The sequence below is a fragment of the Pseudobacteriovorax antillogorgiicola genome (assembly GCF_900177345.1).
GTDB classification, from domain to species: Bacteria; Bdellovibrionota_B; Oligoflexia; order Oligoflexales; family Oligoflexaceae; genus Pseudobacteriovorax; species Pseudobacteriovorax antillogorgiicola.
In genome coordinates, this window is sequence record NZ_FWZT01000021.1 from 15,185 (window position 1) to 40,654 (window position 25,470).

The 25,470-nt window shown below is 48.8% G+C and carries 20 protein-coding genes; 11 read left to right on the forward strand and 9 right to left on the reverse strand.

The annotated features are described in order from the left end of the window. Positions 1-330: 330 nt before the first annotated feature. Complete coding sequence (locus B9N89_RS22875; protein WP_132323044.1) at positions 331-1,359, forward strand: hypothetical protein; 1,029 nt, start codon at positions 331-333, stop codon at positions 1,357-1,359. Here B9N89_RS22875 and B9N89_RS22880 read toward each other — a convergent pair. Further along, positions 1,337-2,122 carry a DUF1223 domain-containing protein gene (locus B9N89_RS22880; RefSeq protein WP_327355886.1) on the reverse strand — a complete coding sequence of 262 codons (786 nt, stop codon included), beginning with the start codon at positions 2,120-2,122 and terminating at the stop codon, positions 1,337-1,339. The genes B9N89_RS22875 and B9N89_RS22880 overlap by 23 nt on opposite strands. Before the next feature lie 207 nt (positions 2,123-2,329). Between B9N89_RS22880 and B9N89_RS22885 the strand changes: the two genes are divergently transcribed. After that, complete coding sequence (locus B9N89_RS22885; RefSeq protein WP_132323048.1) at positions 2,330-3,637, forward strand: S8 family peptidase; 1,308 nt, start codon at positions 2,330-2,332, stop codon at positions 3,635-3,637. 67 nt (positions 3,638-3,704) lie between these two features. Here B9N89_RS22885 and B9N89_RS22890 read toward each other — a convergent pair whose 3' ends face one another. The 3 genes from B9N89_RS22890 to B9N89_RS22900 form a co-directional block, all read right to left on the reverse strand. Next, the gene (locus tag B9N89_RS22890) at positions 3,705-6,245 is read right to left on the reverse strand and encodes a TonB-dependent receptor plug domain-containing protein (protein WP_132323050.1); all 2,541 of its coding nucleotides are present in this window, start codon (positions 6,243-6,245) and stop codon (positions 3,705-3,707) included. A gap of 301 nt (positions 6,246-6,546) precedes the next feature. Then, entirely contained in the window at positions 6,547-7,305 is a 759-nt protein-coding gene (locus tag B9N89_RS22895) for a hypothetical protein (RefSeq protein WP_132323052.1), read from the reverse strand. Between the two features lie 171 nt (positions 7,306-7,476). Beyond that, the gene (locus B9N89_RS22900) at positions 7,477-8,400 is read right to left on the reverse strand and encodes a cation diffusion facilitator family transporter (RefSeq protein WP_132323054.1); all 924 of its coding nucleotides are present in this window, start codon (positions 8,398-8,400) and stop codon (positions 7,477-7,479) included. 168 nt (positions 8,401-8,568) lie between these two features. Here B9N89_RS22900 and B9N89_RS22905 point away from each other — a divergent pair, with 168 nt between their 5' ends. From B9N89_RS22905 to B9N89_RS22920, 6 genes are all read left to right on the forward strand, one after another. Further along, positions 8,569-9,030: a Fur family transcriptional regulator gene (locus B9N89_RS22905; RefSeq protein ID WP_132323056.1), complete on the forward strand. Its 462-nt coding sequence runs from the start codon at positions 8,569-8,571 to the stop codon at positions 9,028-9,030. A 67-nt stretch (positions 9,031-9,097) separates the two neighbouring features. Beyond that, on the forward strand, positions 9,098-9,235 hold the full coding sequence (locus B9N89_RS31975) for a hypothetical protein (protein WP_234996152.1): 138 nt from the start codon (positions 9,098-9,100) through the stop codon (positions 9,233-9,235). A 44-nt stretch (positions 9,236-9,279) separates the two neighbouring features. Further along, positions 9,280-11,991, forward strand: coding sequence for a collagen-like domain-containing protein (locus B9N89_RS22910; protein WP_132323058.1), 2,712 nt, complete (start codon positions 9,280-9,282; stop codon positions 11,989-11,991). Between the two features lie 233 nt (positions 11,992-12,224). Next, positions 12,225-12,374: a hypothetical protein gene (locus B9N89_RS31525; protein ID WP_159455577.1), complete on the forward strand. Its 150-nt coding sequence runs from the start codon at positions 12,225-12,227 to the stop codon at positions 12,372-12,374. Further along, the gene (locus tag B9N89_RS22915) at positions 12,364-14,136 is read left to right on the forward strand and encodes a proteasome accessory factor PafA2 family protein (protein ID WP_132323060.1); all 1,773 of its coding nucleotides are present in this window, start codon (positions 12,364-12,366) and stop codon (positions 14,134-14,136) included. The genes B9N89_RS31525 and B9N89_RS22915 overlap by 11 nt, the downstream gene beginning before the upstream one ends. 275 nt (positions 14,137-14,411) lie before the next feature. After that, complete coding sequence (locus B9N89_RS22920) at positions 14,412-14,897, forward strand: hypothetical protein (RefSeq protein WP_132323062.1); 486 nt, start codon at positions 14,412-14,414, stop codon at positions 14,895-14,897. A gap of 70 nt (positions 14,898-14,967) precedes the next feature. Here B9N89_RS22920 and B9N89_RS22925 read toward each other — a convergent pair whose 3' ends face one another. Further along, positions 14,968-18,450 carry a collagen-like domain-containing protein gene (locus tag B9N89_RS22925; protein WP_159455578.1) on the reverse strand — a complete coding sequence of 1,161 codons (3,483 nt, stop codon included), beginning with the start codon at positions 18,448-18,450 and terminating at the stop codon, positions 14,968-14,970. A 121-nt stretch (positions 18,451-18,571) separates the two neighbouring features. Here B9N89_RS22925 and B9N89_RS22930 point away from each other — a divergent pair, with 121 nt between their 5' ends. Beyond that, positions 18,572-19,099, forward strand: coding sequence for a hypothetical protein (locus tag B9N89_RS22930; RefSeq protein WP_132323064.1), 528 nt, complete (start codon positions 18,572-18,574; stop codon positions 19,097-19,099). A 148-nt stretch (positions 19,100-19,247) separates the two neighbouring features. On the opposite strand, the gene B9N89_RS22935 is transcribed toward B9N89_RS22930, so the two are convergent. Continuing rightward, positions 19,248-20,420: a sensor histidine kinase gene (locus B9N89_RS22935; protein ID WP_159455579.1), complete on the reverse strand. Its 1,173-nt coding sequence runs from the start codon at positions 20,418-20,420 to the stop codon at positions 19,248-19,250. Between the two features lie 133 nt (positions 20,421-20,553). Between B9N89_RS22935 and B9N89_RS22940 the strand changes: the two genes are divergently transcribed. Further along, entirely contained in the window at positions 20,554-21,390 is an 837-nt protein-coding gene (locus B9N89_RS22940; protein WP_132323068.1) for a PstS family phosphate ABC transporter substrate-binding protein, read from the forward strand. After that, positions 21,387-22,865 (forward strand): sensor histidine kinase, encoded by a 1,479-nt coding sequence (locus B9N89_RS22945; protein WP_132323070.1) that lies wholly within the window; start codon positions 21,387-21,389, stop codon positions 22,863-22,865. The genes B9N89_RS22940 and B9N89_RS22945 overlap by 4 nt, the downstream gene beginning before the upstream one ends. On the opposite strand, the gene B9N89_RS22950 is transcribed toward B9N89_RS22945, so the two are convergent. From B9N89_RS22950 to B9N89_RS22960, 3 genes are all read right to left on the reverse strand, one after another. Then, positions 22,862-23,605 carry a response regulator gene (locus tag B9N89_RS22950; protein WP_159455580.1) on the reverse strand — a complete coding sequence of 248 codons (744 nt, stop codon included), beginning with the start codon at positions 23,603-23,605 and terminating at the stop codon, positions 22,862-22,864. The genes B9N89_RS22945 and B9N89_RS22950 overlap by 4 nt on opposite strands. Before the next feature lie 152 nt (positions 23,606-23,757). Further along, a complete protein-coding gene (locus tag B9N89_RS22955) occupies positions 23,758-24,189 on the reverse strand; it encodes an SRPBCC family protein (protein ID WP_132323074.1) in 432 nt (143 codons plus the stop codon). Positions 24,190-24,216: 27 nt separating this feature from the next. Continuing rightward, entirely contained in the window at positions 24,217-25,329 is a 1,113-nt protein-coding gene (locus B9N89_RS22960) for a DegT/DnrJ/EryC1/StrS family aminotransferase (protein ID WP_132323076.1), read from the reverse strand. Positions 25,330-25,470 lie beyond the last annotated feature (141 nt).

Consider the following 25,470-nt stretch of genomic DNA (forward strand, 5'->3'; position numbering starts at 1 on the left):
TTAACCAAATAGTTCGGATGGTTTAGAAAACAGTGTCTTATAGTCTGAATTGAAGTGGGATTTCCCCTCAGGATATGAGCCTATACAAGGAATTATAACGTTTTCCGGCAGTGAGTGATGTCCCAACCCAGACCCTCCATTGGGGTTAGATGAATGTTATCTATTATCAGGGTCTTAGGGAAGTCGCTGGGAGCTTTTACGAATTAATTGCAAAATTGACTCTGCAAGCTGCAGAAATAAAAAGGAAAATTATTCGCTGCCGATTTATCTAAATGAACTACATAAATATACCGATGAACCCATGGGACGATACGGTTAAAGAGGTGCAACATGATTGGTAAGACCATTCTTCCATTGATGGTCCTTAGCTGTTTTGCGGCTATGGGATGCAATTCCCGTGGGCCATTACCAGAATCATCTGAGAGTGAGAGATCGCCTACGACGATAGGAGAAGAAGATGAGAGTAGTAATCTATCGACACAACCAGATATCGAAGCTATTGACCAAAAGGTAGATGAGCAAAATCAATACCTAGCCGACATGAAGGCTTCACAGGAGCAGATTGAGGTTTTAGAGGCAAGCCTTGTATCATTGACAAGTCCTGCGACTTGGACCAAAACCCTAACTGATTTGAAAGCCCAGTATCAAACGCGGGATGAGCTCGACGGCAAGATTCGAGGCGAGTCTGAGCTAGTTGAAAACCTTTTAAGTGAGGCTCGTCTAGCTTTGCCGGCCGCGATCGACCGAAATTTGGTCGTAGCTTTAGAAACTAGTGAGTTCAAATACAATGTTTTCCAGCAGGACTATGAAGGCCTTACCGAGAAGATTCGCATCTACGATGAAAAAACTAGAGAATCTCTCGCGGCTGTTCAAACAGTCGGTAACTTCACCTTTGATGCCTTGAATGCAAACCATTTTCAAGAAGCCTGCCCGAACGGAGCGATCAATCAGTTCCAAGGTCGTTCTGGAATGCTGGTCGACCGTGTTGTCGGCGTCTGCGGCGACGATCAATTGACCGCCATTGGTGGGGTCGGCGGAGACTTACAGACTCCCAGGGTTTGTGCGGATGGTTTTGTCGGTAAGGGTATCTATGGTGGCGCAGGGGACGCCCTCGATTCCGTTGGATTGATCTGCGCTCCGGAATCAGATTTGGATGGAGCCCAATTTACAAAGCTTGCTGTTTTCGGTAACGAGGCAGGAGGAACTCCATACGAGAGGTTTTGTCCGCCTCGTACGGTGCTTGTTGGGCTAACGGGAACCATTGCAAACAATGGCGACTTTCTAGGATCGATCTTCCCTCAGTGTCAGTACATTGCCGGAGAGCCAGGGAGTGCCGCTACTTCAGGCTTTTTCGAGTAGACTTTTGGGGGAGCATAGCTCCTATGGATTGCAATGGCATTTGCCTACCAGCCTCACTGATCCAGATGACAAATGCCCGTTGCTTCACGTGAGGAGCGACGCGGTTCTCTTTTAAGTTTAGAACCGTCTGCCAACCATCTTTCGATGATTGCAAAGGTTTTGTACTAAGGCTGAGCGCAATCAGGTCATGGTTGAGGGTTCGGCCTGCATTCTCACCATGGCTCACCTTACTTGTCAACTGGCGGCTGAGATAGGAGCCGTGGGCTAGTAGCTGCCGCTTATCGCTCTTTGGCAAAATTACCGAGACTTTAAACTGATCACCATTTTGAACAACCTTTATGGGAAGGCTAGCTTGTTTAGCCTTAGGTAGTGGCTGTTGCCTTCTCCAACCGTAAAATGCTTTTCCTTGAACTAGTACTGTAGGAGTCGCGACACTGTCCATGTATTTCTGCCGAACATAGTCACGCTGGCGTTTGGAAAAAAGTTTATGGCTAAAGGGATCTTTCCACCCAAGGTAGTCCCAGTAATCCACATGAAACTCGATGGCATTGAAAGTTTTGAAGAGGCTCTGGTTTTTACCAATTTGAAACATCCAGTTTTCGGCTGGTGGGCAAGAGCTACAACCCTCCGAAGTGAAAAGTTCGACAAGGGGGGTAAACTGTCGAGACTCGTAGACTTGTGCCTTGGCTGGGGAGGGAATGAAAAAAATCCCAAGTAACACCACTAGAAACCTACATATTGGTAATAATTTTTGACCTTCCACTATGGAAACTTCTTGTCTAATTCTATTAATGATCCACCTCCCTATTGCTATTTTAAACTACGTTTTTGAAATCCTATTGGTCTTCGTTTGAAAATCGAAAAGGGTTTCAAAAAAACTTGCCAAAGATCCAAAATCTCCTGAATTGACCTTCTGTTTAAGTGCGGTATCCTTTCGTCATTACTTCTTAAACTGAGTTCGGAGGATAGAATGCTCATCAAATCCTTGGCTGTCACAGCGGGAATACTTTGGACGGGTGCAGCGTGGTCTAGCATCGATATGGGAAGCCTGAGTCAGTCCCATGTGGATGGTGAATTGATTATCACATTTTCGGAAGGTGTGAGTCATGAGGAGAAGCTTGCCATCCTAGAGGCGTCTGGAGCTAGCTTGATCAAAGAGTTTAAGTCAAGCAATGCAGCCTTGGTGAAAGTTGAGGGAACGGGACAAGAAAACACCTTAGAAGCAGCAGGTATGTTTGCTCGAACCAATGCTATAGCCAGAATTGGCCTAAATCGAATTTTTAAGATCAACGCAAGGCCATCCGATCCTAGTTTCTCGCGGCAGTATCAATATGATTTGATCGGTGCAGAGGAAGCCTGGGATATCACAACCGGCTCGAAAGATATCGTGGTTGGCGTTATTGATACGGGGATTGTATACAATCATCCCGATTTAGAAGAAAACATATGGCGCAACCCTGGTGAGACCGGGCTTGATGACGATGGCAATGATAAGAGCACCAATGGCATTGATGACGATGGCAATGGCTATGTTGATGACTTTAGAGGCTGGGACTTTGCAGAAGACGATAATGATCCCATGGACGATCATGGCCACGGCACCCATTGCGCAGGATCTATCGGAGCCGTATCTAACAATGGTGAGGGAATCGCTGGCCTAAACTGGAATGTTACCTTGGTTCCACTAAGATTTATCACAGCCCGAGGTGAAGGCACGGAGGCTGATGCCATTGAAGCCATTGAGTATGCGACTATGATGGGCTTCGATATGACCTCTAATAGCTGGGGTGGCGACGCTGAAGGCGATGGTGATGGTACCGATCCCCTCTATGAGGCCATTAAGAAAGCCGGTGAAGCGGGTCAGTTGTTTATTGCTGCCGCTGGTAATGATGGGCGAGATACCGATCGACGTCCTACATTTCCAGCATCCTATGATTTGGATACAATCATCTCGGTTGCCTCTAGTGATAGCCGTGATCGGATGTCGGGATTTTCAAATTATGGGGCATCAACGGTAGACCTCTTAGCGCCAGGGTCCAACGTCTACTCAACAATCAAGAGAGGCTGGTTTGGAAACTATTATGGAAATATGAGTGGAACGTCGATGGCAGCACCTATTGTTGCTGGAGCGGCAGCTCTGATCAAGTCTGAATTTCCAAAAGAGACCCCTTTGGAGCTTAAGGCGCGAATCTTGGATGGTGCGGAGCCGGTGAGCGCGGGAAAAGGCAAGTTAACCACTGAAGGTCGCTTGAACGTGTTCCGTTCACTCACTCTATAATCGATACAAGCAGCTAGGTTTGTAAAAATAAGCCGGCGTTGCTCAAGCAACACCGGTTTATTATCGATTAAAGAGCGTATTCTACTTGCATGTAGTAGCTTGGACCTTTGATCCCGTACAAGGAAGGGGTAATGCCCTTCGATAGCCCAGAAGTTGAAGACTCATCGATGGGCGGGCGAACTTGAGTGACATTGTTGCCGCCAAGTGAAATCCGCGATCCACCTGTGAAGCTGTAGGCATAGTTTAGGTCCCAAGTATTGTAGGAAGGAACCTTGCCAGTTTCATCAGCGCGATCACGGCGAGCATCGATATGGTTGTTAGCCAAGCGAACTTGGTGAGCGAGGACTGACCAGGTTACACCTGCTGTATTGCGCCAGCGAGGCTCGTCACGAAGATCGTCGATGTAGCGCTCACCAGGCGCTGACTGCCACTTGGAAACTGTTTTAACAGCGAGGTTGTCATCGAAGGCGAGGCGACCAAAACTAGTCGTCATGCTATAGCGAACGCCAAGATCCCAGCCATGAGAAATGGTCTTACCCAAGTTGAGAAGCGGGAGGGTGATACTGCTGAGACGACCATCACTGTCACGAATAATGTCGATCCCAGTAGGAGTTTTCCCGTCTCTCTCATAGCGAAGGGCGTTGTCAATAGAGATCGCTTGGATCTCGTCTTTGACCTCGATCTCATAGTAGTCACCACTGAAAGCAAGCTGCTCGGTAGCATCCCATACAAATCCTAGACTGATACTTTGAGATGTTTCAGGGTCTAGTTGATCGTTGCCACCCACAAACGTGTCGATCGCTTGGGTCCCCTCACAATAGTCCGTGTCGGTATCTTTAGGGTCGCCACAAACCACATAATCGCGACCAAAATCGAAGCTTTTGTTGAGTGGGCTATTGATATCGTCCAAGGTAGGAGCCTTGAAGCCTTCTGTATAGCTTGTACGGAGCAACAAGTTATTGGTCGGTCGGTATTCCAAAGAGGCAGCCGGGGTTGTTGAATTGCCAACATCAGAGTAAGAATCGATGCGACCAGCTGTGGTCAGGCTTAGGGTTTGCGCTAGAGGAACCTTAAATTCCACATAGGCGGAGTTTACCATTCGTTCGGCGTCACGCTTGGTTCCTGAGTAACCGAAGATACGGTACTTGTTTTCTTCTCCGTACGGAAGAACTGCCTGGCCATCATCCACGTTCATATTTTCTTTGACGAAGTTATAGCCCGCAGCAAATTCTACTGCACCGGCCCAGTTTTCAAATAGTAGACCGGAGAGCCCAGCGTCGAAGGTTGTAGTCATGGTTCTACTATTGCCGTAAACGTTGGTGGTGGCTGAGTCTAAGCTACCCTGCTCGCCCACTGGTTTGAACGGATTGTATAGCCCGTCTTCCATCGCTTCGTTCAGCTGCGACGTCACGAGAGCATTGCGCGTTTCGCTTTGTACAACACTATCAGCATAGGCGAGGTTAACGGAGTAATCTAAAGTATCGCTTAGGTATCCTTCGAAACCACCAGCAGCGCTATAGGTTTTTACGTATGTAGTCGTCAATCGAGGGCCAGCTGTATTGATAAAGCCAGTGGCTTGAACTTTGCCATCACTAACTTCCAGAGGAGCGACTTTAGGGTTCATTTCTTTAAGAAGTGAGACGGGGACCAAGTCGCGGCGGAAGAAGTTCGCAGTGCTGGACTCATTGATTTCTTTCGAGAGCAAGAAGAAGCTGGCGTTAAAGGTGTGGTTCTCTGATATAGCGCGCTGGTATTGGCTAAAACCGGTGATCTGCTCTACTTCAGCTTGGAAGTAGTTCCAATCTTTAGCCCAATCAGAGCCACAAAGATTTTCGTTATCGGGATCGGGAACGCTACACGGCGCTAGGGTGTATGATTTTTTATCGATACCAACGTATGATGCTGGATCGCCGATACCGAACTGCTCATCGGAATCAATCCAGCTTCGGTCGTTCCAAAATAGAGGTTGGATCTTACGATACTGGACGACGTTGAACGAACTGCTGCTTTCAGAGCTACTGCCCCAAACTGCCGAGGCAACTGCCTCTTCACCACCACCATCACGGGTGCCCGTGTACGAACCTGAAAGGAGGGTACCATCGTAGTCGCGACGGGTAACGATGTTAATCACACCACCAAGAGCATCGGAGCCATAGATAGCTGATGCGCCGCCTAGAAGAACTTGTACCTCTTCCACCGCAGCTAGAGGAATCATCGAGATATCAGCCCGCTCATTATTGGCGTCTTTGACCATGCGGCGGCCATCGATGAGAAGGAGGGTGTTCGCACTTCCTACGCCGCGAAGGTTGGGAGTGGTAGCGTTCGTGCCATCGTCAACAAACGAACCAAAGGAGTTTTGAGGTAGGTCGCGAATCACCTCTGCAAGGGAGTTGTGACCAGTAGCTTTAATTGCATCGCGATCGATACGAATCACTTGCTCAGGGCCTTCTAGCTCAGATCGCTTGATGCGAGAGCCCACCACCGAAATTCGTTCTGCCTTTTTAATCGCGTTATCGTCCGTAATTTCAACTTCATTTTGCCCGTAAGCAGCGCTTCCCATCACCAGGGTTAGCAGAGCAGGGACACAGTGTCGTGAATAGGTTGACATCTTTAGTTCCTTCTAAGTATTGAATGGCCCACCAGCCAAAAGTGAGAAGATACTAAGAAATATTTTATTAATAATCAAATCTTAATTCATAGAATGCCAAATAGGCTAGAAAAAATGCCGTTCCTGCGTAAGAAACGAAGGCAAAGGCCAGATACATGAAAGTGAAATGAAAGGCTCACGATCAGATAGCGGAGATACATGTCATCTATATGTCGCATGAAAAGGTATAAACATGGTGTCGAAATTGGCATAACTGATTCGCGGGGGATGAAGGGCCCAATCGGGCCCCTGGAAGTAGAGTTTAGTCAAACATACCTTTACTCGGAAGGCTATCAGCGAAGTCTTCGAAAAGCTTCTGAATGACTTTTTTCTGCTTCGGTGGCTTAGGATGAAACTTAACGTTATTTAAAACTTTACCATCTTCAGCTTTTCCGCCAGTTATGGCCTTAGCCAGCCCCCCAATAGCATTTACGGTATTAACCGATTCATCCATATTAGAAAGCTCACGGTGACGGCTAGGTGTGTATGTTTTAGTTTCGCTAAGGCGTTTGTTAATATCCCCGGCCCAAACCATCTTTTTCTTTTCCAAGTCATAGACTTTGAAGGTAGTCGTGATCTTTCGTTCAGTTATGTACTGGTAGCCAGTGATCTTACCATCGCTATCTTTCTGCTCAGAGTCTTTATAATCCATTTCATCGTTGACGATGATGCCATAGGCTAAGTAGCGCCGACTACTTGGTAGGCTGGCCAAAGTTTTCTCTGACAAAGAGAGATTCTTAGCAAATTCATTAACTATTTTGGTGTCCGAATAGGTTGGCTCTGCTGGCTTCAATGAGAAGTCGCTTCGCTCATCCCTAATCTCTGCTTCGAGCAAGTTCTTGAGCTGGTGCTTTGAGACACCTTCGAGCTTCACTTCAGAGCCTTTTACAACCGCAGCAATCATCAACCCACGGTTTCCCAACTCTTGGTAGGTAAAGGATTTATCAACTTCTAAGCCATCCACACTCACGCAGCCTGTGAATAGAAGAATCGAACTTACAGCAAGTATCTTGCAATTCATTATTTAGTGCTCCTGGGAATTTAAACATTCGACCCCTATCGGATCGTCCGAGTCCAGTGATCATCAACCCCTAAAACTAATGAAATTAGAAGGCGTTGCTTTCAACTTTTCGGGAGGTAAGGATGTTGGCTTCAAACTTTAAGTAACAGTAGAAGCCGGCTCGCAAATTATTTAGGGTTTCACCAGATTTAGTTCCTGATTATGGCAACCTTGCTCATCTTCACGGGCCATTTCAATCGTGATATGACGAAATCCATAGGGTGACAGGATCTCGCGGATTTTGGTTTTCACGCACCAATAGTCCTCGTTTTCTTGTGAAACAAGCTCGATGGTGCAGCTGAAGACATGAGTCGAGCCATCTAAGGTCCAAGCATGGTAATCCCTTAGTTTTCTTATTTCAGGAAGCGCTTCGACTTCATCTTGGATCGCTTTTAGGTCAACGGACTCGGGGACGTATTGCAAGAAAATCTTAATGGTACTCGCCAAACTTCGCAGCACATTCCAAATAATATAAGCGCTAATACATGCGGCAAGCAGTGGGTCAAGCCAAGGCCATTTAAAGAAAAAAATCAGAATAGACCCGATTAATACGGCGACCCAACCGAGAAGGTCTTCAAGTAGGTGAAGGGATAGAACTCGTTCGTTTTGATTACTGCCTTTCGATAATTTCCAAGCTGTGTAGCCATTCACAGCAATGCCAAAGCAAGCTAGAGCAAACATTCCTTTGAAATCTGGAATCTCGTTTGAATTGTTTAGAATCCGGGGCACCGACTCCCAAAGTATGATGATCGATCCAAGGAGAAGAACAATGCCAACGATAAATGCAGATACCGCGGACAATCGTCTATAGCCATAGGTTACCCCCTGGGTGGCTTTCTTATCAGCTCGCTTTTCTAGGATTAAAGCCAGACCGAGGCTTAGTGAGTCTCCGAAGTCGTGAATTGCATCGGCGACGATAGCCATACTCTGAGTGAGCATACCCCCAATCAATTCCACAATGGCAAAGATCAAGTTGAGAACAAATGCTAGCCTGATCCGTTTGACGGACTGACCGTCTGTGCCATGATGATGATGATGATGATGGTGATGACTCATGAAGGCCCTTCAGTTATTCTCGAAGCTTGTATCCTAGCACGAAAAAAATGACAACGATTGCCGTAAAATAGTGTAAAATCGACATGCCATTGAGAGGTCATAGACCTTTTGCAGTGCCTGACATATACTACTGTCGCTGTTTGTACTACTAAGATTGGGTTGCCCTGGATGAAAAAAAAGAAACTTGACTACACTTGGTTTTGGGAACAATTGGATGCTTATTTGGAGCGAGCTAATCTTAAACATAGCAAGCAACGCAACTCCATTATAGAATATTTCCTCGATCTAGACGACCACGTCAGTGCCGAGGATCTTCATACCTATGCTAAAGACCAAGGCGCGACAGCTGGCATGGCGACTATCTATCGAACACTCAATCTTTTAAAAGACGCGGGTCTTGTCGATCAGAAACAATTTTCTGATGGTAAAGCTGTTTTTGAGCTGAATCGACCAGACTCTCACCATGATCATTTGATCTGTACTGTCTGCGGCAAGGTTGTTGAATTCGAAAACTCACAAATTGAACGACTTCAAGAAGAAGTCGCCAAGAAATACGGCATGCGTCTGACCCATCATTCTCTCGATTTATTTGGTGTTTGCGAGCGTCCTAAATGCAAAGGTCGCAAGTAACATTCTCTGTCATGGCCCTCGATTGAGGGCTGAACGACATCTACTCTGATTAATCCATACGTTGATTATGGATACAAAGCTTATCTGTGAACGAGGCATGGAGCAGCAAAAGGTGAATGGTTCCACTGCCGATTCACTTCTCTGCCAGAATGCTTTTAGCATCCGTCTGGATTGCTTTCTTGCCCCTTTGGTTCGCCTTCAGTAGAATGACTCACAGCCTTCATTTAAATCATTGCAGGGAGTCTAGCCTTGAACAAGTTCAGCAGGCTGTTTCTGGCCTTGCTTTTGGGGTCGCCGTTCGCGTTGGCCTCGGAGCATCGCTTTGAGTTCAACTTTACTTTAGAAAGCATCCAAGGGTGGGAGCTTGAACAAAGCATTCGGTACTTTAGAAATGGTCAAGTTGTAGAAGGAGTTTTTCTCGATCAGCAGGACCTGATGATTGAAGAAAAGGACGACGGCACTCAGGTGACGGGAGCAATTTTCGGCTCTCCGGGCGTTGTTGGCTTTGATATCAATGGTAATGGTTTGCTCGATTATGAAGAACCACGCACCGTAGGCAAACCTATCGGCTCATATGATGCTTCGAAAAAAAGTGCAATTCTAGATTTAGGTGTTTTATGTCCCTGTCGCGGTCTTGTTGGTTGTGAACGGAAAGTCGATCTTCATGTGTCTATGGTGGATCGAGAGACGAAGAATCTGGTGTGGAAGGGTGAAGGGTTTACGATCAAAGTTGATCAGTCCTGTTCCGCTATGGTGATTCTAGGTTCGACGGTAGAACTCCCGCAATTTAAATCAGGAAACCGAGATCTCGCCCTTCGTTTAAAAAGCGGAGATATGATCCATGATGTCCCAGTAGTAGGAATCTTAGATGAGCCAGGGCCTCCTGGACCTCCAGGCCCCCCCGGACCCGAAGGCCCGCGGGGTGAGCAAGGGCCTGCTGGGCCAGCGGGACCGGCGGGTCCAAAAGGTGATCGGGGACCCCGAGGTTATACGGGCCCACTCGGTGCCCAGGGGCCTCAAGGTATTGAAGGGCCGGTGGGGCCAGCTGGCCCAGCAGGACCAAGGGGACTCACGGGACCACGTGGGCCACAAGGAACAGATGGCGAGCGTGGACCCCAAGGAGAAATTGGACCCCGAGGTTATCAAGGGGAAGCTGGTGTCCCAGGACCCAGAGGGCCTGTGGGTGACACAGGGCTCATTGGGGATCCTGGCCCCATTGGCCCTCAAGGTCTTGAAGGCCCTTCTGGCCCAACAGGTCCCCAGGGCGAGCGTGGACCCGCAGGGCCCGCCGGACCTGAGGGCCCAATCGGTCCACAAGGTGACGACGGTGAGCTTGGCCCCGCCGGAGATCCTGGCCCTATCGGCCCTCCCGGCCCGGAAGGTCCCATTGGTCCCAAGGGTGATTCGGGTGATACCGGCCCTCAGGGCTTGAAAGGAGATACTGGTGATGAAGGCCCTGTGGGCCCTGTAGGGCCCCAAGGTGATCCTGGTGCCCCGGGACCAAAAGGTGATCGCGGTGAAAAAGGTGATCCTGGTCCGGTCGGACCTCAAGGCCCTCTTGGGGAAACTGGTGATGAGGGAGCTCCTGGGCCTCAAGGGGTTCAGGGCCCTATAGGCCCCCGTGGTCCTGCTGGGGCTGCTGGTCCCGCCGGCCCGGAAGGGCCCGCTGGTCCTGAAGGTTTACCCGGCCCTGAAGGTGAGCGAGGGCCGCAAGGTGATCCGGGAATTCAAGGCCCTCCCGGTGTTCAAGGTCCTCAGGGAATTGAAGGCGAACCGGGCTCACAAGGGCCACGAGGTTTACCAGGTCCGCAGGGTGATCCTGGTGTTCAAGGGGAACAAGGCCCTGCTGGGGTTAAAGGAGATACAGGCCCCATCGGTCCGGCAGGCCCCATTGGTCCGTCGGGCCCAGAAGGTGATGCTGGTCCTCAGGGCCCCATCGGACCGAAAGGTGATATTGGACCTGCTGGCCCCCAAGGTCTATCCGGTCCCAAAGGTGAAAAAGGCGATGTTGGTCCCGCTGGGCTGCAAGGCCCAGAAGGTGATCCAGGCCCTCAAGGAGACATTGGACCTTCTGGTCCGAAAGGTGATCCGGGACCACAAGGGCCAAAAGGCGACATAGGTGATACTGGGCCACAAGGCTTGACGGGCCCGGAAGGGCCTGAAGGTCCTCAAGGGGAACCAGGAGTTGATGGCTTACCAGGGCCGGTTGGCCCCCGAGGCCCAACTGGTGATGTCGGGCCTCAAGGCTTGGAAGGCCCCGAGGGTCCCCAGGGTTTGGAGGGTCCTGCTGGTCCCCAAGGCCCCGTTGGTCCCGCAGGAGAAGCTGGCCCTGAAGGTCCCGAGGGTCCCCGTGGTCCCCGTGGAGAGACCGGTGAGCAGGGACCTGATGGAGAACGGGGTTTAACCGGCCCCCGGGGTGAGTCGGGCCCCAAGGGTGATCAAGGTGAGCCAGGCCCTCCCGGTCCGCGAGGTGAACAGGGAGACCCAGGAATTCAAGGGCCCAAGGGCCCAAGAGGGGAATCCGGTGCGACGGGGCCTGCGGGGAATTTCGCGAGAGACGGGGATCTCAAACCCTGCGATGCAACGGTAGGATATTTTGTCTGTCAAGATGGTGAGTTACTCAAGATTGGTGAACGCTACTACCAAGCGGTGCCAAGCTTGAATGGTAAGCCGGTAAGCTTGAAAATGTTTCAGGGTACAGCCCCCGAGGAGGCCATCAGCGACTTCATCGACTGGCTGCCGGCTATAGGTGTCTATGAGGAAGTTATTGGAATAACGGGTACTTTTACCGATGGTGCAGGAGTCTCACGACCGATCAACGCGGGGCAGGGGATTGATATCAGGATCCAGGAAGGACAGTTTCAGGTGAAGTCCGAAGGCGCAGGCTTAGGCTCTGTGATTCATCTAAAAGTTGAGTCCCTGAAGCCCACTGGCACTCCAGTGGTGACCGAGAAGCGTTAGGCTTATCTCTAAAGTTGCTCGGGGGATTTTTGCCCCCGAGAACTCGGCTAGACAAACATCACAAAAAAGTCACACAGCTCCTTCGATTTCCTTAGGAGTTTTTTTTATTAAAACTAACGCTTAGAGATGTAATGGGTGAAATTAATTACGGATTGTAAAAAAATGCTATTGAAAGCTGACGCTCTTACCGATACCTGTATTGGTAAGAGGATCGAATCAAAGGAGTTGGCGTTATGAAACAAAATGCCCTTAAAGTGGTGGATCTTGAAGTATCAGAGATTGCACGGCAATGGGAAGACATGGAGACAGCGATAGCTGCCGACGCTCGGATCGCGGCGGAAGCCTATGTGAAGTCTGCCAAGGTCGATTTAGGTGGCGAGTGATCAGTCCCACCATCTGTTAGGGCAAGAAACTGAACTTGCCATACGCTTCCAGGAAAGGAACGGAGACCATCCTGGAAACAAAGTCATCTTCGATTACATGGCCCGTGCCATAAAATCCATTGTTAAAACCAAACCTGGTAAGCGGAACTTCATTCAGGATCAATTCTTTGTCCAGAATGGAGGTGCTGTATATTATGAGCATCATCCACAAAGCCTGCGGCGTGGACTGATTGAATCAGCGACCCCTGAGTGTCATTCGGCTCATGAACTGATCCTATATCAAAGAGCCCAAGAGGCATTGTTGATCAAGGCCTTACCCATGGCTCAAAAAATGATGTCTTATGATGGCTACGAAGGTGAACTTAGCCTCTTAAAAAATTGCCGGGATTATGAGGGCAATACCTATGGTAGCCAGGAAAACTATGACTCCTTCGTTGCAGAAGGTTGGCGTTGGTACATGCTCATTGCGTGCCTGCTAGCCTATGTGCCGTTCGCGTTGGTTTTGAAGTTAGTCTATCTCACTCTTCTCGTGCCCTTCGTGATGATTATCTTTACTAGTAAGGTTTTTATCGAGTTATTGCTAGCTATCAGTTCCTTAGGGCCGCTGGAAAAGGTGTTAAACCGGATCAAGGCCGGTAGCTCGTGGCGGACCTTCTTGCAATCGGGTATTCTGCGATTCGATTTTGAGGCCGAGGATACCGAAGAGACTCTTCTAAAAGTGGAGTATTCCCTATTCTATCCACTGTTTTGGATTAGCTATAAACCTTTGATTATGCTCTATAATCAATTCGCATTTGGGCCTCAACGTCAGGCTATACATAGCCATGTGATTTCGAGGATTATATTTACTGGTGCTGGTTCTTTAATTGAGAATGATCGCTTCATTCTCTCTGAAAAATCTCTAGCCATTAACTGCTTTTTGCGCCGCAGCATCCATAGAAACGACAAACCATTGTTTGATTGTGGCAACCTCATAAAAGAGTACGAACTGGCTCTTTGGGAGTTGTTTTTGCTGAGGGTCCATTCGTGGGCGACTCTTTTCAAACGGGAGCAGCGCTTACAAATCGCTTTTTCAGACTCCAATCGTTGCCATTTCTCCGAATTTTTGAAAGTTGGCAGCACATCGTTGGTTGTTCGGTTGGCAAATGATGGGTTTCTTAACGATGCCCCAGAATTTTTAGAACCCATCAAAGCGCTTGGGGAGGTCTCTCGCGACATTGATTTGAAGCAGACCTATCCCATGAAAGACGGCAGCACTATGAATGCTATCGAAATTCAACAATGGTACTGCCAGCGCGCCAAGGAATATCTTCAGACGGGGCCAGTGAACATAGAGGATCATGAGGTGGTTCGGTTGTGGGAACAAACCTTGGCAACCCTTCAACGAGATCCTGCTGCACTACTTGGGCGGGTAGATTGGATTACCAAACAATACCTTTTGAGCACTTCTGGGGAAGAGCTAGACTACTGGGGACGAAAAAAAATCGACCTCAAATATCACGAATTAGGTGATGGATACTTTGAAATTCTTCAGTCTCGGGGGCTTACCTTAGATCTTTTTAGCGATGAAGATGTGGAGCGGGCGATTTACGAACCATCGTCATCACGGCGAGCGAAGGTGCGGAGTCGTCTAATCAAGAGCATCGCCTTGGAAAACCATCCCATGACTATCTCCTGGAGCCAAGCAAAGATTGGCCGTTGGAATCCCAAAGTCATCTCCCTATCAGACTATCGCAAAACCAAGGAGATCGAAGAAGCTTAATCCCTCTGATTTATGGTCTATCATCTCCTTTAGTGCCTATGAGTTAATTCTGCCTGAAACTTCGAGTCTTGAAAGAAAATCACATAGACTTGCAAATCCCTGAAGATTGGTACAAAAAAAAGTACCCTACGACACCAATTAAATGCTTCTTAAAGAATTCTCTTAAGCGTATGATAATAAAGTCTTAAATAGCAAGTGAACTTCAGTGGTTAAGATATTTTCGAATCGGTACGAAATAACTAGTATCTGTTAGCTGTTCGAGGACTGCAAAGCATATGGATCATCGTAACCGGATTCGCTTCAAAAATCGATATACGTGTGTACTGGAAGATTTAGTCATGTCTTTGGAGCATCATGTATATCATGCTCTGGAGAAAAATCATGTTTCTCCATCCGAGCTTTTCTACTCGCTTCCCAACTATGATCGATTTTCTAATCAATTTCCGAAGGCTTGTCACTCCTGTCAGAAACCTTTCCATAGTCGGGATCATTACTTGAAACATACTGAGCCTGGAGAGAAGCCAATAGAGGATGGTGAGCAAGCGGTTGAATATAGAATCTGTGAATGTGGTAGCCCCATAATTCTTGTGGCAGCTTGTCGCCGCGATAACAATCCCTTTGGTATGGAATGCCGGGCCTACTTTGATATCTGTGTCGAGAGGCTAGTTAGCGAGCAAGGTTTTGTTCGTAAAGAAGCCGAAGATTTGACGAGGATTATTTTTCAGCAAGTCTTTGAAGGAGTGGAGCAAAAGGTTTCATAGACCTGTGTTCCATTAAACCCGAACTCCAAGAGAGACTTCCACCCTTGACTAGCAAGAGTGGGTCCGAACATTACATTTCCAAATACTGATAGAAAATGGTTAGAGGTTGATTGAGATAGTTGATCTCTGTGACCTTGATATGGAACTGCTGATCTGTGAAGCTCAACTCAAGGCCGGAACTTGGCATTGACGGCACAAAAAGGCCAGTGCGGGACATTAGAGTGCTACGGGCATCCACCACCTCCACATTCGCTGGCAAGATAGGGCCAATGGCAACGGGAAAGCCTAGGCTCACCTGAAGTTTTTCTACTTTCACGATTCCCATTTTCAATATTGAAGAACCAATCACGGGGCTTGGTGTGTAGAAGCGCTCACCCAGCTTAAGCACATCCCCCATCAGGCAGATGCCCTCTGTGCTAGGATTGGCTGTGCATGATTCAACTTCTAAATCACCTGGAGGCCCAGGAATGCCTTGGGCTCCGGTTTCTCCTTTTGGGCCCCGTGGTCCAGTGTCTCCCTGATCTCCCTTTGGTCCCGCCGGCCCTTCCGGGCCTATTGCGCCTGACTCTCCTTTTGGCCCTCTAAGTCCAATCGGTCCTTCGGGTCCTTGTTCCCCAGGGTCGCCCTTATCACCTGTTTCGCCTTTTGGCCCCCGAGAGCCTTCCGGCCCGATTGGTCCCGCCGGCCCCGTAGGTCCTTCCAAGCCCTGAGGACCTTCAGGCCCTATGGGTCCGCGGATGCCTTCCGGGCCAGCAGGCCCTTCCGGCCCTTCTGGTCCAGTGTCTCCTGTTTCTCCTTTGGGTCCTCTTGGTCCTTCTTCACCAGGGAAGCCTCGCTGCCCTGGGGGGCCCTGGATGCCGGGGTCGCCTTTAGGTCCTCGATCCCCCCGTTCCCCCTGGTCTCCAGGTAGTCCCTGCAAGCCTTCTGGTCCTTGGGGGCCGGTAGGTCCTTCGGGCCCTCGTGGTCCCACCGGGCCCTGAAGTCCCTCTGGTCCTCTAGCTCCTTCGGGGCCCTCGGGCCCTTGGGGGCCTTCGGGCCCGATTGGTCCTTCGGGTCCAACGGGTCCTTGAAGACCTTCATCGCCTTGTGGCCCTGCTGGCCCTGCTGGCCCAATTGGCCCTTGCAATCCGGTATCCCCGGTATTGCCTTTTGGACCAGCAGGGCCAACATCGCCGGGATCGCCTTTTAGTCCCGGTGGTCCTTGCTCTCCTTGCTCTCCTTGCGGCCCTTCCGGTCCGATGGGGCCTGTTTCACCGGTATCGCCTTTGGGTCCCGGAGGGCCAACATCTCCAGTATCTCCCTTAGGCCCAGGTAAGCCATCGGCACCATCAGCTCCCGGATCACCCTTATCGCCTTTTGGTCCGGCAGGCCCTACTTCGCCAGTATCGCCTTTTGGCCCCTGAGGGCCAACATCTCCAGTATCTCCCTTAGGCCCAGGTAAGCCGTCGGCACCGTCAGCTCCCGGATCACCCTTATCGCCTTTTGGTCCGGCAGGTCCCACATCGCCGGTATCGCCTTTGGGTCCCGGAGGGCCAACATCTCCAGTATCTCCCTTAGGCCCAGGTAAGCCGTCGGCACCGTCAGCTCCCGGATCACCCTTATCGCCTTTTGGTCCGGCAGGTCCCACATCGCCGGTATCGCCTTTGGGTCCCGGAGGGCCAACATCTCCAGTATCTCCCTTAGGCCCAGGTAAGCCGTCGGCACCATCAGCTCCCGGATCACCTTTATCGCCTTTTGGCCCCTCTGGACCTTCTGGTCCCATTTCTCCAGATTCTCCTTTTAGGCCCCGATCGCCTTTTGGTCCTGGTGGTCCCTGCTCACCAGGCTCTCCTTGCAGACCTTGAGGTCCTGGTTCCCCTTTATCTCCTTGAGGTCCCGGAGGTCCAGTTAGCCCAGGTTCACCTTGTGGTCCCTCTGGTCCAGCGGGCCCAACAGGACCCGTATCGCCTTTGTCCCCTTTTGGTCCTGGTAATCCGTCATCACCATCCGCCCCCGGATCCCCTTTATCTCCCTTTGGTCCCGCAGGCCCGGCAGGTCCTGTATCTCCTTTGTCCCCTTTTGGTCCTGGTAATCCGTCATCGCCACCGGCCCCCGGATCCCCTTTATCTCCCTTTGGTCCCGCAGGCCCGGCAGGTCCGGCAGGTCCTGTATCTCCGGTATCTCCTTTAGGTCCCGCGGGCCCGACATCACCGGTATCTCCTTTAGGGCCGGCAGGGCCCGTATCGCCTTTGTCCCCTTTTGGTCCTGGTAATCCGTCATCACCATCCGCCCCCGGATCCCCCTTATCTCCCTTTGGTCCCGCAGGTCCCGCAGGTCCCGCAGGCCCGGCAGGTCCTGTATCTCCGCTATCTCCTTTAGGTCCAGGGGGCCCAACAGGGCCTGTATCGCCTTTGTCCCCTTTTGGTCCTGGTAATCCGTCATCACCATCCGCCCCCGGATCCCCCTTATCTCCCTTTGGTCCCGCAGGTCCCGCAGGCCCGGCAGGTCCTGTATCTCCGGTATCTCCTTTAGGGCCGGCAGGGCCCGTATCGCCTTTGTCCCCTTTTGGTCCTGGTAATCCGTCATCACCATCCGCCCCCGGATCCCCTTTATCTCCCTTTGGTCCCGCAGGTCCGGCAGGTCCTGTATCTCCTGTATCTCCGGTATCTCCTTTAGGTCCCGCGGGCCCGACATCGCCGGTATCTCCTTTAGGGCCGGCAGGGCCCGTATCGCCTTTGTCCCCTTTGGGTCCGGGTAATCCATCAGTACCGTCAACCCCTGGGTCTCCTTTATTACCTTTTGGACCTTGAGGTCCCTCTGGCCCTACGGGGCCTCTATCACCTTTAGGTCCCGGAGGTCCTGGGTCACCCTTTGGTCCCTGCCCACCACCACTGCTACCGGCGAAGGGAGGAATTACGGAAAGGAACTGTGTCACGCCCCGCCGATTGGATATTCTAATTCCAACTCTTTCCAATGGCATGGAGAATAGCTGTTCGGGTAGGGGATTCGATTCCCCTAAGACGAAGGTGAGCCCGCAATCAGGACCCATGTTAAATGTTTTAAGTTCGGGGGTTGTCAAAGCCTCAGCTGTATCAAAGTCGAACAAGCTGATGAGGTAATCATAGGAGTCAGTGCAGGACGATGTCCCGAGGCAGGAGCAATTGGTAATAAGATGAAAGTAGGCCTTGCGCTCGGTAGCCAGTAAACGGGTTTCGATGTGACTGGTGATACTGTTACCACGGATACGGATGTCGTCAGAATCACGCTTACCATTTTGGTTCAAATCAAAGTCGATAAAAAGCTGTGAAATAGGTTTTTCGGTGAAAGCTATCAGCGTTCCTCGAATCCAAAGCTGGTTGTCTAGTTCAGTGAATCGCAGTTCACTTTCTTGAATCTCTAAACTCACAGGCCGTATTCCGTCATCACCTCTGATGACCGATTCGATTTGAAATCCTTGGGTTTTGGGAATCGAAAAATTGACAGAAAATTTAAACTGAGTGCTTTCAGCTCCTTGTAAGGACCCTGATAGCAAAACGCACAGAGTCCAAACAAGGCTCGTGATACGAGACAGCATGGGATGATCCTCCCTCTTCTTTTGTGGAAATCTATGCTGAGAATTATTCATCCATAAAGCTAAAAATCCAATGAAAAACTGATAAACTTAACACGGACTGATTAAAGAGGAGTGATTGATAATGTTCCGACGTGTGTTCTTTGTCATGATTCTAATGATCAGCTCTTGCAAAAATTCTGGTTTTCAAGGCAGCTCCTCAGAAAGTACAGGATCGCAAGATGCTAATCCTGAAACATGTGTAGAAGGGGATCGGGTTACTTTACCATTCCCAAAGGAGATTCAAGGGTGTATCGAACAGAATCGCATCTACAGTTTTTATGATCAAGTGTGCCTTGAAACACAAGTCGCACCCTTCCCATGCAGCTTCGATGCTGTGATTCAAAAGGTGAAGAGTATTGGTGTGGGCTACCAGAGTTTAGAGGACGCGCGATCGCAAAATGCTTTACTGGTTGCCTGTTCGGAAAAAAACCAAGGCCGCACTGTCATCGCCCAGTGGATATTTCCAAAAAGTGACGACCCGTGTGAGTTGGATCTTGCAAGTCGCGAAATCGTTACAGCATGCTATCGATTGAATGTTGGTGGTTCGGGAAAAAAGGCGGAAACACCGGAAGAAATCAGCGCAATGGTTGATGAATGTCTAAAATCATAGGGGTGTGACGTTTAGAAAAGCACGTAGCTGGTCTGACTGGATGACAAAAGCTTGGAGTGAAGAATAGGAATACGCGGGACAACGGATTGTCGCTATTCGGGTGTGTCAGATGCATGAATTTTACGCATCAACTGTCCTTCATACCTTGCTAGCTAGCCTTTTTAATAGATTTTCCAGCATGTTTTATCGGAAGGTGGACGGTGGCGATTGCTCCTCCCTCTTCATGGTTTTTAATCGCAAGGCTACCGCCATAGTTCTCAATGATTCTTCGGCAATATGAAAGCCCTAGACCATGACCAGGTGCCTGGCCCGTGTTTCCATCTTTGGTCGTGAACAAAGGCTCAAAGATCTTTTCCTGGAGATTACTTGGTATTCCTGGACCGCTATCCTGAACGCTGACAATAATGTCTGACCCTGACACCTCACTGCGAACCTTGATGGATTTTTGGTCTTGATCCCAAAGGGCATCCATCGCATTTTTAACCAAATTACCTACTACTTGCCTGATATGGCTCGCCGATGCCATAACCATTACGTCCGCATCCAAGTCCACCTTTAGTCTAATATCTTGCTCTGAGGCTCCAAGGCGTAAAAAATCCAACTCATCGCGGAGGACGCGATCGATCTCCAGTGGAACGATGTCGTCTTTGAGGTCACGATCAACGGAGCCGAGGATGTTTTTCACAATTTCGAGAAGTTTTTTCTGAACTTCGTCAATTTTTGTCACAGCTTTCGATTCGGGATGATCTTTTTTAAGGTTATCCACATAAAACCGCAATACCTGTAGCGGGTTTTTTAGATTATGAACGATCTGTGCAGAATGTAGCCCTACAAAGGTCAAACGTTCTGCTTTTAAGAGTTGTTCCGAGCGTAGCTTTACTTCTTCTTCCAAATCTTGATTGATTTGAATAAGCTGTTGCTCAAGATTGAAAAGGCGGAGAAATACCCTAATCTTAGCTTCTAGCTCTTGCTTGTTAAAAGGCTTTGTCAGGTAGTCGTCAGCTCCGGATTCATAGCCCTCCAGTTTTTCTTCGATCAAACCTTTTCCAGAAAGTAAGATCACTTTGGGGTTACCAAGGCTTGGATCTTGTTTAATCAGTTTTGTCAGTTCGTAACCACTCATTCCGGGCATCATAATATCCAGCAAGACAAGGGCTGGTTGAAAGCTGCGAATAATGTCTTGAGCTTCTTCCCCTGAGCTAGCCTCTGCTAGTTCGTAGTCCTTTGCTAGGCGAATTCTCAGTATCTTAAGGTTCTTCGGCTCATCATCGACAATTACAATTCGTCTATTTTCATTAGAGCCCTGTGTTTTTAATTCCATCATCAACCCTTTCGACAAGCTCCCTCTTATTCGGCCAAGCATATCGTAGAAATGAGGCAAAGATTTCCTCGATAGTGGCTTTGGGTTATGTGGCCTAGAGTCGATATCGGAACAATCGAGCTTGGGAGCCTCTATGAGTATGAAAGTCGTTTTCTCAGTAGTCACGGTTATGTTCGCATTTCCGCTCTATGGAATTAGCATCGGTGGATCTACTACTGTCCATCCCGCAATTGCTGCAGTCAGCACACAATACCAGATCGAGTATCCCGATCGACGGATTGATCACAGCCAAAGTTCGAGCACCAGGGGAATCCAACAACTCATGAACGGGGAATTAGACCTCGCTGCTGCATCTCGCCCACTAAAGGTGTCAGAGGTGGAAAAAATGGCGGAAAGAGAAGTAACCATAAAAAGCTTCCATGTCGCCTATGATGCAATATGTGTGATCGTCCATCGAGATAACCCTGTAGACTTTCTTGATCAAGAAAGTCTACAGAAAATATTTTTTGATGGCGACGCGACCCATTGGTCAAAATGGGTACCTACATTTCGTGAGCCGGTGATGCCGTTTGGGAGAAGAGGTTCGACTTCAGGAACATCAGAGATCTTCAAGCAGGTAGTAAGCCATAACAAGGGCAAGAGTTTTGGCAATAATACCGCGCTTGCCGATAGTCACGAAGCCAACATCCACTCGGTCGAGCAGAATCGCGGAGCCATCTCGTTTGTGCCTCTTAGCCTGGTCTCAAAAGGGGTGAGGGCCATCGCTCTTAAATTTGGAGATGACAAGCCTCAAGACTGTCATGAAAATCAGATTCGAACTCAATCATATCCTATGAGCAGGAGCTTATATTTAATTGCTCATTATCCTCCATCCAAACCAGTGGCGCAGTTTATGTTGTATTTCCTCTCGAAAGAAGGTCAAAAGAAAGTTGCTGCAAGCCGTCTTTTGCCAGTAAGGATCGGTATATGAAACTCTTAAGTAACACTAATGATATTGAACAAGCTTCCGTAAGGGCGCGACGTGTGATTATGGGTGTTGTGATACTACTAATATCTTTGGTGTTCCAGACTTACTTCACGCAACTTGTGATCACTTCCTTTAAAAGCCTTAGATCTTTAGAAAGTCGCCTAGCGCGCTATCATAACGAGGTGATCCGTTTGCAAAAGGGGGTCATTGCCCTAGAGGGCCAACGTTTTAGTGAAACGGGAGAAATCAAAGTTGTTGCCCACGTGAATACTCTTAAGGGAGTGTTACGAGAATTAGAGCAAGAAGATAGCGAAAGCCCTTTCGTGGCACTCTCAGAGACAATCAAAGGCATTCTTATGAATGTGGAAAGCTACTTGAGACTGACGAGGCTGATGGGAACCGAGGAGCGCGAGCATAGAATAAATCGACAGCTGGTGCTTAGTGAGCTACTTGTGTTAAATGATATTTTTGATTTGCAAAGGACATTGATTGATGCACAAGCTGTCGAGCTCACTAAGAAGTATGAAGATCAATTTAGGCTAATGCTTTGGGTTAACGGTACTGTACTTTTACTTGTCTTACTAGCAATTTTTATGATCGTCAGGATCTTGCTGATTAGCCTGAGAGTTGCTGTTTCAAGGGAACAAATTGTCAAAGAGCAAAATGACGAGTTAGAGGAGCATCGTAATAAGCTCGAATCTATGGTATCTCAACGAACGGAGCAGCTTCAAAAAGCAACTGAAGAAGCACAACAGGCTAACCAAGCAAAGAGCCTGTTCTTGGCAAATATATCTCATGAAATTCGAACCCCATTACATGGCATTATTAGTTTCGCCGAGATTGGTCAGGAGGAATCTGATCCGCAATCTAGCTATTATGATTATTTTGATGAAATTCAAGACTCAAGCCAGAGGCTACTAAACTTAATTAACGACCTTCTCGACTTATCGAAGCTTGAGGCGGGCAAGGTTCGGTACAACGTAGAGGAAGCGGATTTGGGCGCCATGTTCTCTCAGCTTCATAGCGAGTTTTCGCAATTACTCATCAAGCAGGATATAGAGTTAGTTATTTCAGGAGACCTAGAAGATAAACAAGCCTATGTCGATTATCAAAAAATTATGCAAGTGGTACGTAATATTCTTTCCAATGCAGTTAAATTCTCGTTTCAAGGGACACAAGTTCACATTATGTATGGCCTTTGCTTTGAGGCATCGCAAGAAATATATATTAAAATTAGTAACCGAGGGGTTGGCATTCCAGAAAATGAAATTGCTAGCATTTTCGATAAGTTTATACAAAGCAGCAAAACACGGACCGATGCTGGCGGTACTGGGTTGGGGCTCTCCATCTGTAAGCAGATTATCGACGACCTTGGGGGGCGGATAGAAGTTACGTCTGAGCTAGATGCTCAAACGGACTTTCTTGTGATTTTACCTTTGGACTGTCGTGACCATGACGAGATTCACGAAGCAGCCTAATACATGGGGATCTGAGCGATGATCGCATTCTCTTGGGTGTACTTGTTGAGGAACACGATACTAGCATCTGTCAACTCCAAGAACTCGATCCCGACGCCTTTAGGGTGCCGCTCCTCTTCCCCTGCGCTATTCCGTTGCCAGCGGCATACAGCAAGGCCCTCTAATGTGGATTGGCTGTCTTCAATATCGAATTTGAAGTGAAAGGTTTCGCTCGCGCGAGGCAAGCTATCTTCGAGGGCGACAAAGGCTCCGCCGCGGCCCACAGCTAGCTTGTGGCTCTTTTTAGCCTCGGAGATCGAAGCAAAGCTTAGCTGAATGGAGGACTCTTTGGTCCAATCGGTTTGCCGTTTCCAGCGCTCCATGGGCTCTTTTAGCGAGAACTCAATGTAAGACAAGAGCTTCTCGGTAGCTAAAGGTTTCGAGAACACGCTGTTCACGCCTTTATGATAAGCTTCGTCCACCGTGATATCAGCAAAACCAGAAACGAAAACCACAGGAGGGTTTTCGATGTCCTTTTCTCGCAAAGAGTCGAGAAGGTAGACGCCATCACCTCCCGGCATCCGAATATCGGAAACTACGAGGTCGACGTGGTTTTTTTCTATCTGGTTGAGAGCTTCATGAGCTTGGCTGGCTGTTAGGGTTTTATACCCAACATCTTCAAGGTCGAATTGGAGAATCTCACACAGATCAGCTTCATCATCTACGACTAGGATTGTCTTTTCTTCTGGGTTAAAGCCCATACTACAGCTCCACCTTGTAACCACTATTCTTTGGGAATATCGGACTATTGCATCTAAAGTTGACCATCGTACCATGGCAGCAGGGCAACTATCTAAAAATACTCACTATAATACCCTTAGACGCCGCCTGTGACAAGGCTTGATGAAAATGATTAAGCCTGAATTGCTTCGGCTCGCTCCTTTACTCGCTCTAGACCTTTGGTGATGAAGCTTTCCATGTTGCGGCGAATCATTCCATCGACCCGATCGTCTATGGTTTCCCACTCGATATGGCTTTCTAGGATATGGCTCTGTGGATCTTCAATATTCGGTGAAATAACCTTGCGAATAACACCCACAAGACTAGGGTGACCTACGAGTTTAGATTCGACGGTTTTATTTTCATAGTCGTATAAGACTTTTTCACGAACATCTGCATCGGGAACCTTAACGCTCCGTAGCACACCGTCATGAAATCGCTCCAGAATAGACACCCCTAGAATGCCGTTATTATAGGCATCAGGGTGTTCAACCTCGTCCATGAGTGTTTTCCAGATATTCTCAATGGGAGCTTGAACAGTACATTTAAAACTGATCACTGACATCGTATACCCCTTTCATCATGACGAAGATTAAAATAAGGAACGAAGGGCTTCAGCTGATGCTTTGCACTCTTCCATTGTTATACCAGCAAAAAGTGGAAGATTAATCACTCTTTGACTAAATTCTTTGCTGTGCCTCAAATCCGATGTCCTCATCGCTTTGGCGGCCGGTGGCTGCTCGCATAAAGTTTGTGGGTAAGTTCTTGCGCAGCCTATGTCCAGGCTTTTTAGGCCGGCAGCCAACTCGTCACCAGATTTCTTAATACCAGCAATCATCGATAGGTAGCCATTGCCTTCCACTCCTTGTGGAGCACGATAGACACGGATATCTTTTGGATAGTCGGAAAGAAAATCCTGGTAAAATTGCTCAGCTTTTAATCTTTGTTCGATCAAGTCATCGATGATGTCGAGCATATGATTCATATAGTGACCGTTAAGGCCACCCATCCGGCAATTCCAACCGACATAATCATAAGTGTAGTGTCCTGCGCGGCCATGATTGCACAGCGCTCGTATAGTTTCATCAGTCTTGGGATTGGGCGTCATGATACCGCCTCCATCCCCAGAGCCACCTAGCACCTTCGCAGGGTAGAACGAAATCGTTGAAAGAGCCGCTCCTGAATAGACTGACTGACCTTCAACCTTAACGCCAAAGCTTTGAGCGCCATCTTCAAGCAGGATGATTTCTTCTGCCTCACAGAACGTGCGCAACTCCTTCAAGCGAGCACTACTCCAACCGAAAAGGTGGACAAAAATAGCTGCGTCAAATCGGAGATTTTTGTGACCCTCCTTGAATTCGTCGATAGACATCTGTAAATCGTCGGGATCGATATCGACCAGGACGGGTATGGCGCCAACTTGAACTATAGCCTCGTAGGGTGCCCAGAAAGTCATATTGGGTACCGCGACGCGCATTCCTGGCTTGACGCCAAGAGCCTGCAAGCCGACAACAATGGCGTCAGTGCCGTTGCTGCAGCCGACGAAGTGGCTTACATCTAGGCGTTTCTCCAGCTTTTTCTCCAGTGAGGCTACGGCTGGCCCGCCGACGAACTCACAATTATCGAGCGCTGTTTCCCAGCTGTTTAGAACTTGTTCGCGAATGAGTTTGATACTTCGAGAAAGGTCTATGAATGGTACCCGCATGAATTTTCCTTGTTAACGGATGGTAACTACGGCAGTTTGATTGCTCTAAGCCTAAGGCCTCCAATCTAACGTCAGTACATAGAAAATTCTAGTATAAAGGAGGCGTGACAACGGAATGATAATGGCGAGACTTTTGGAGGG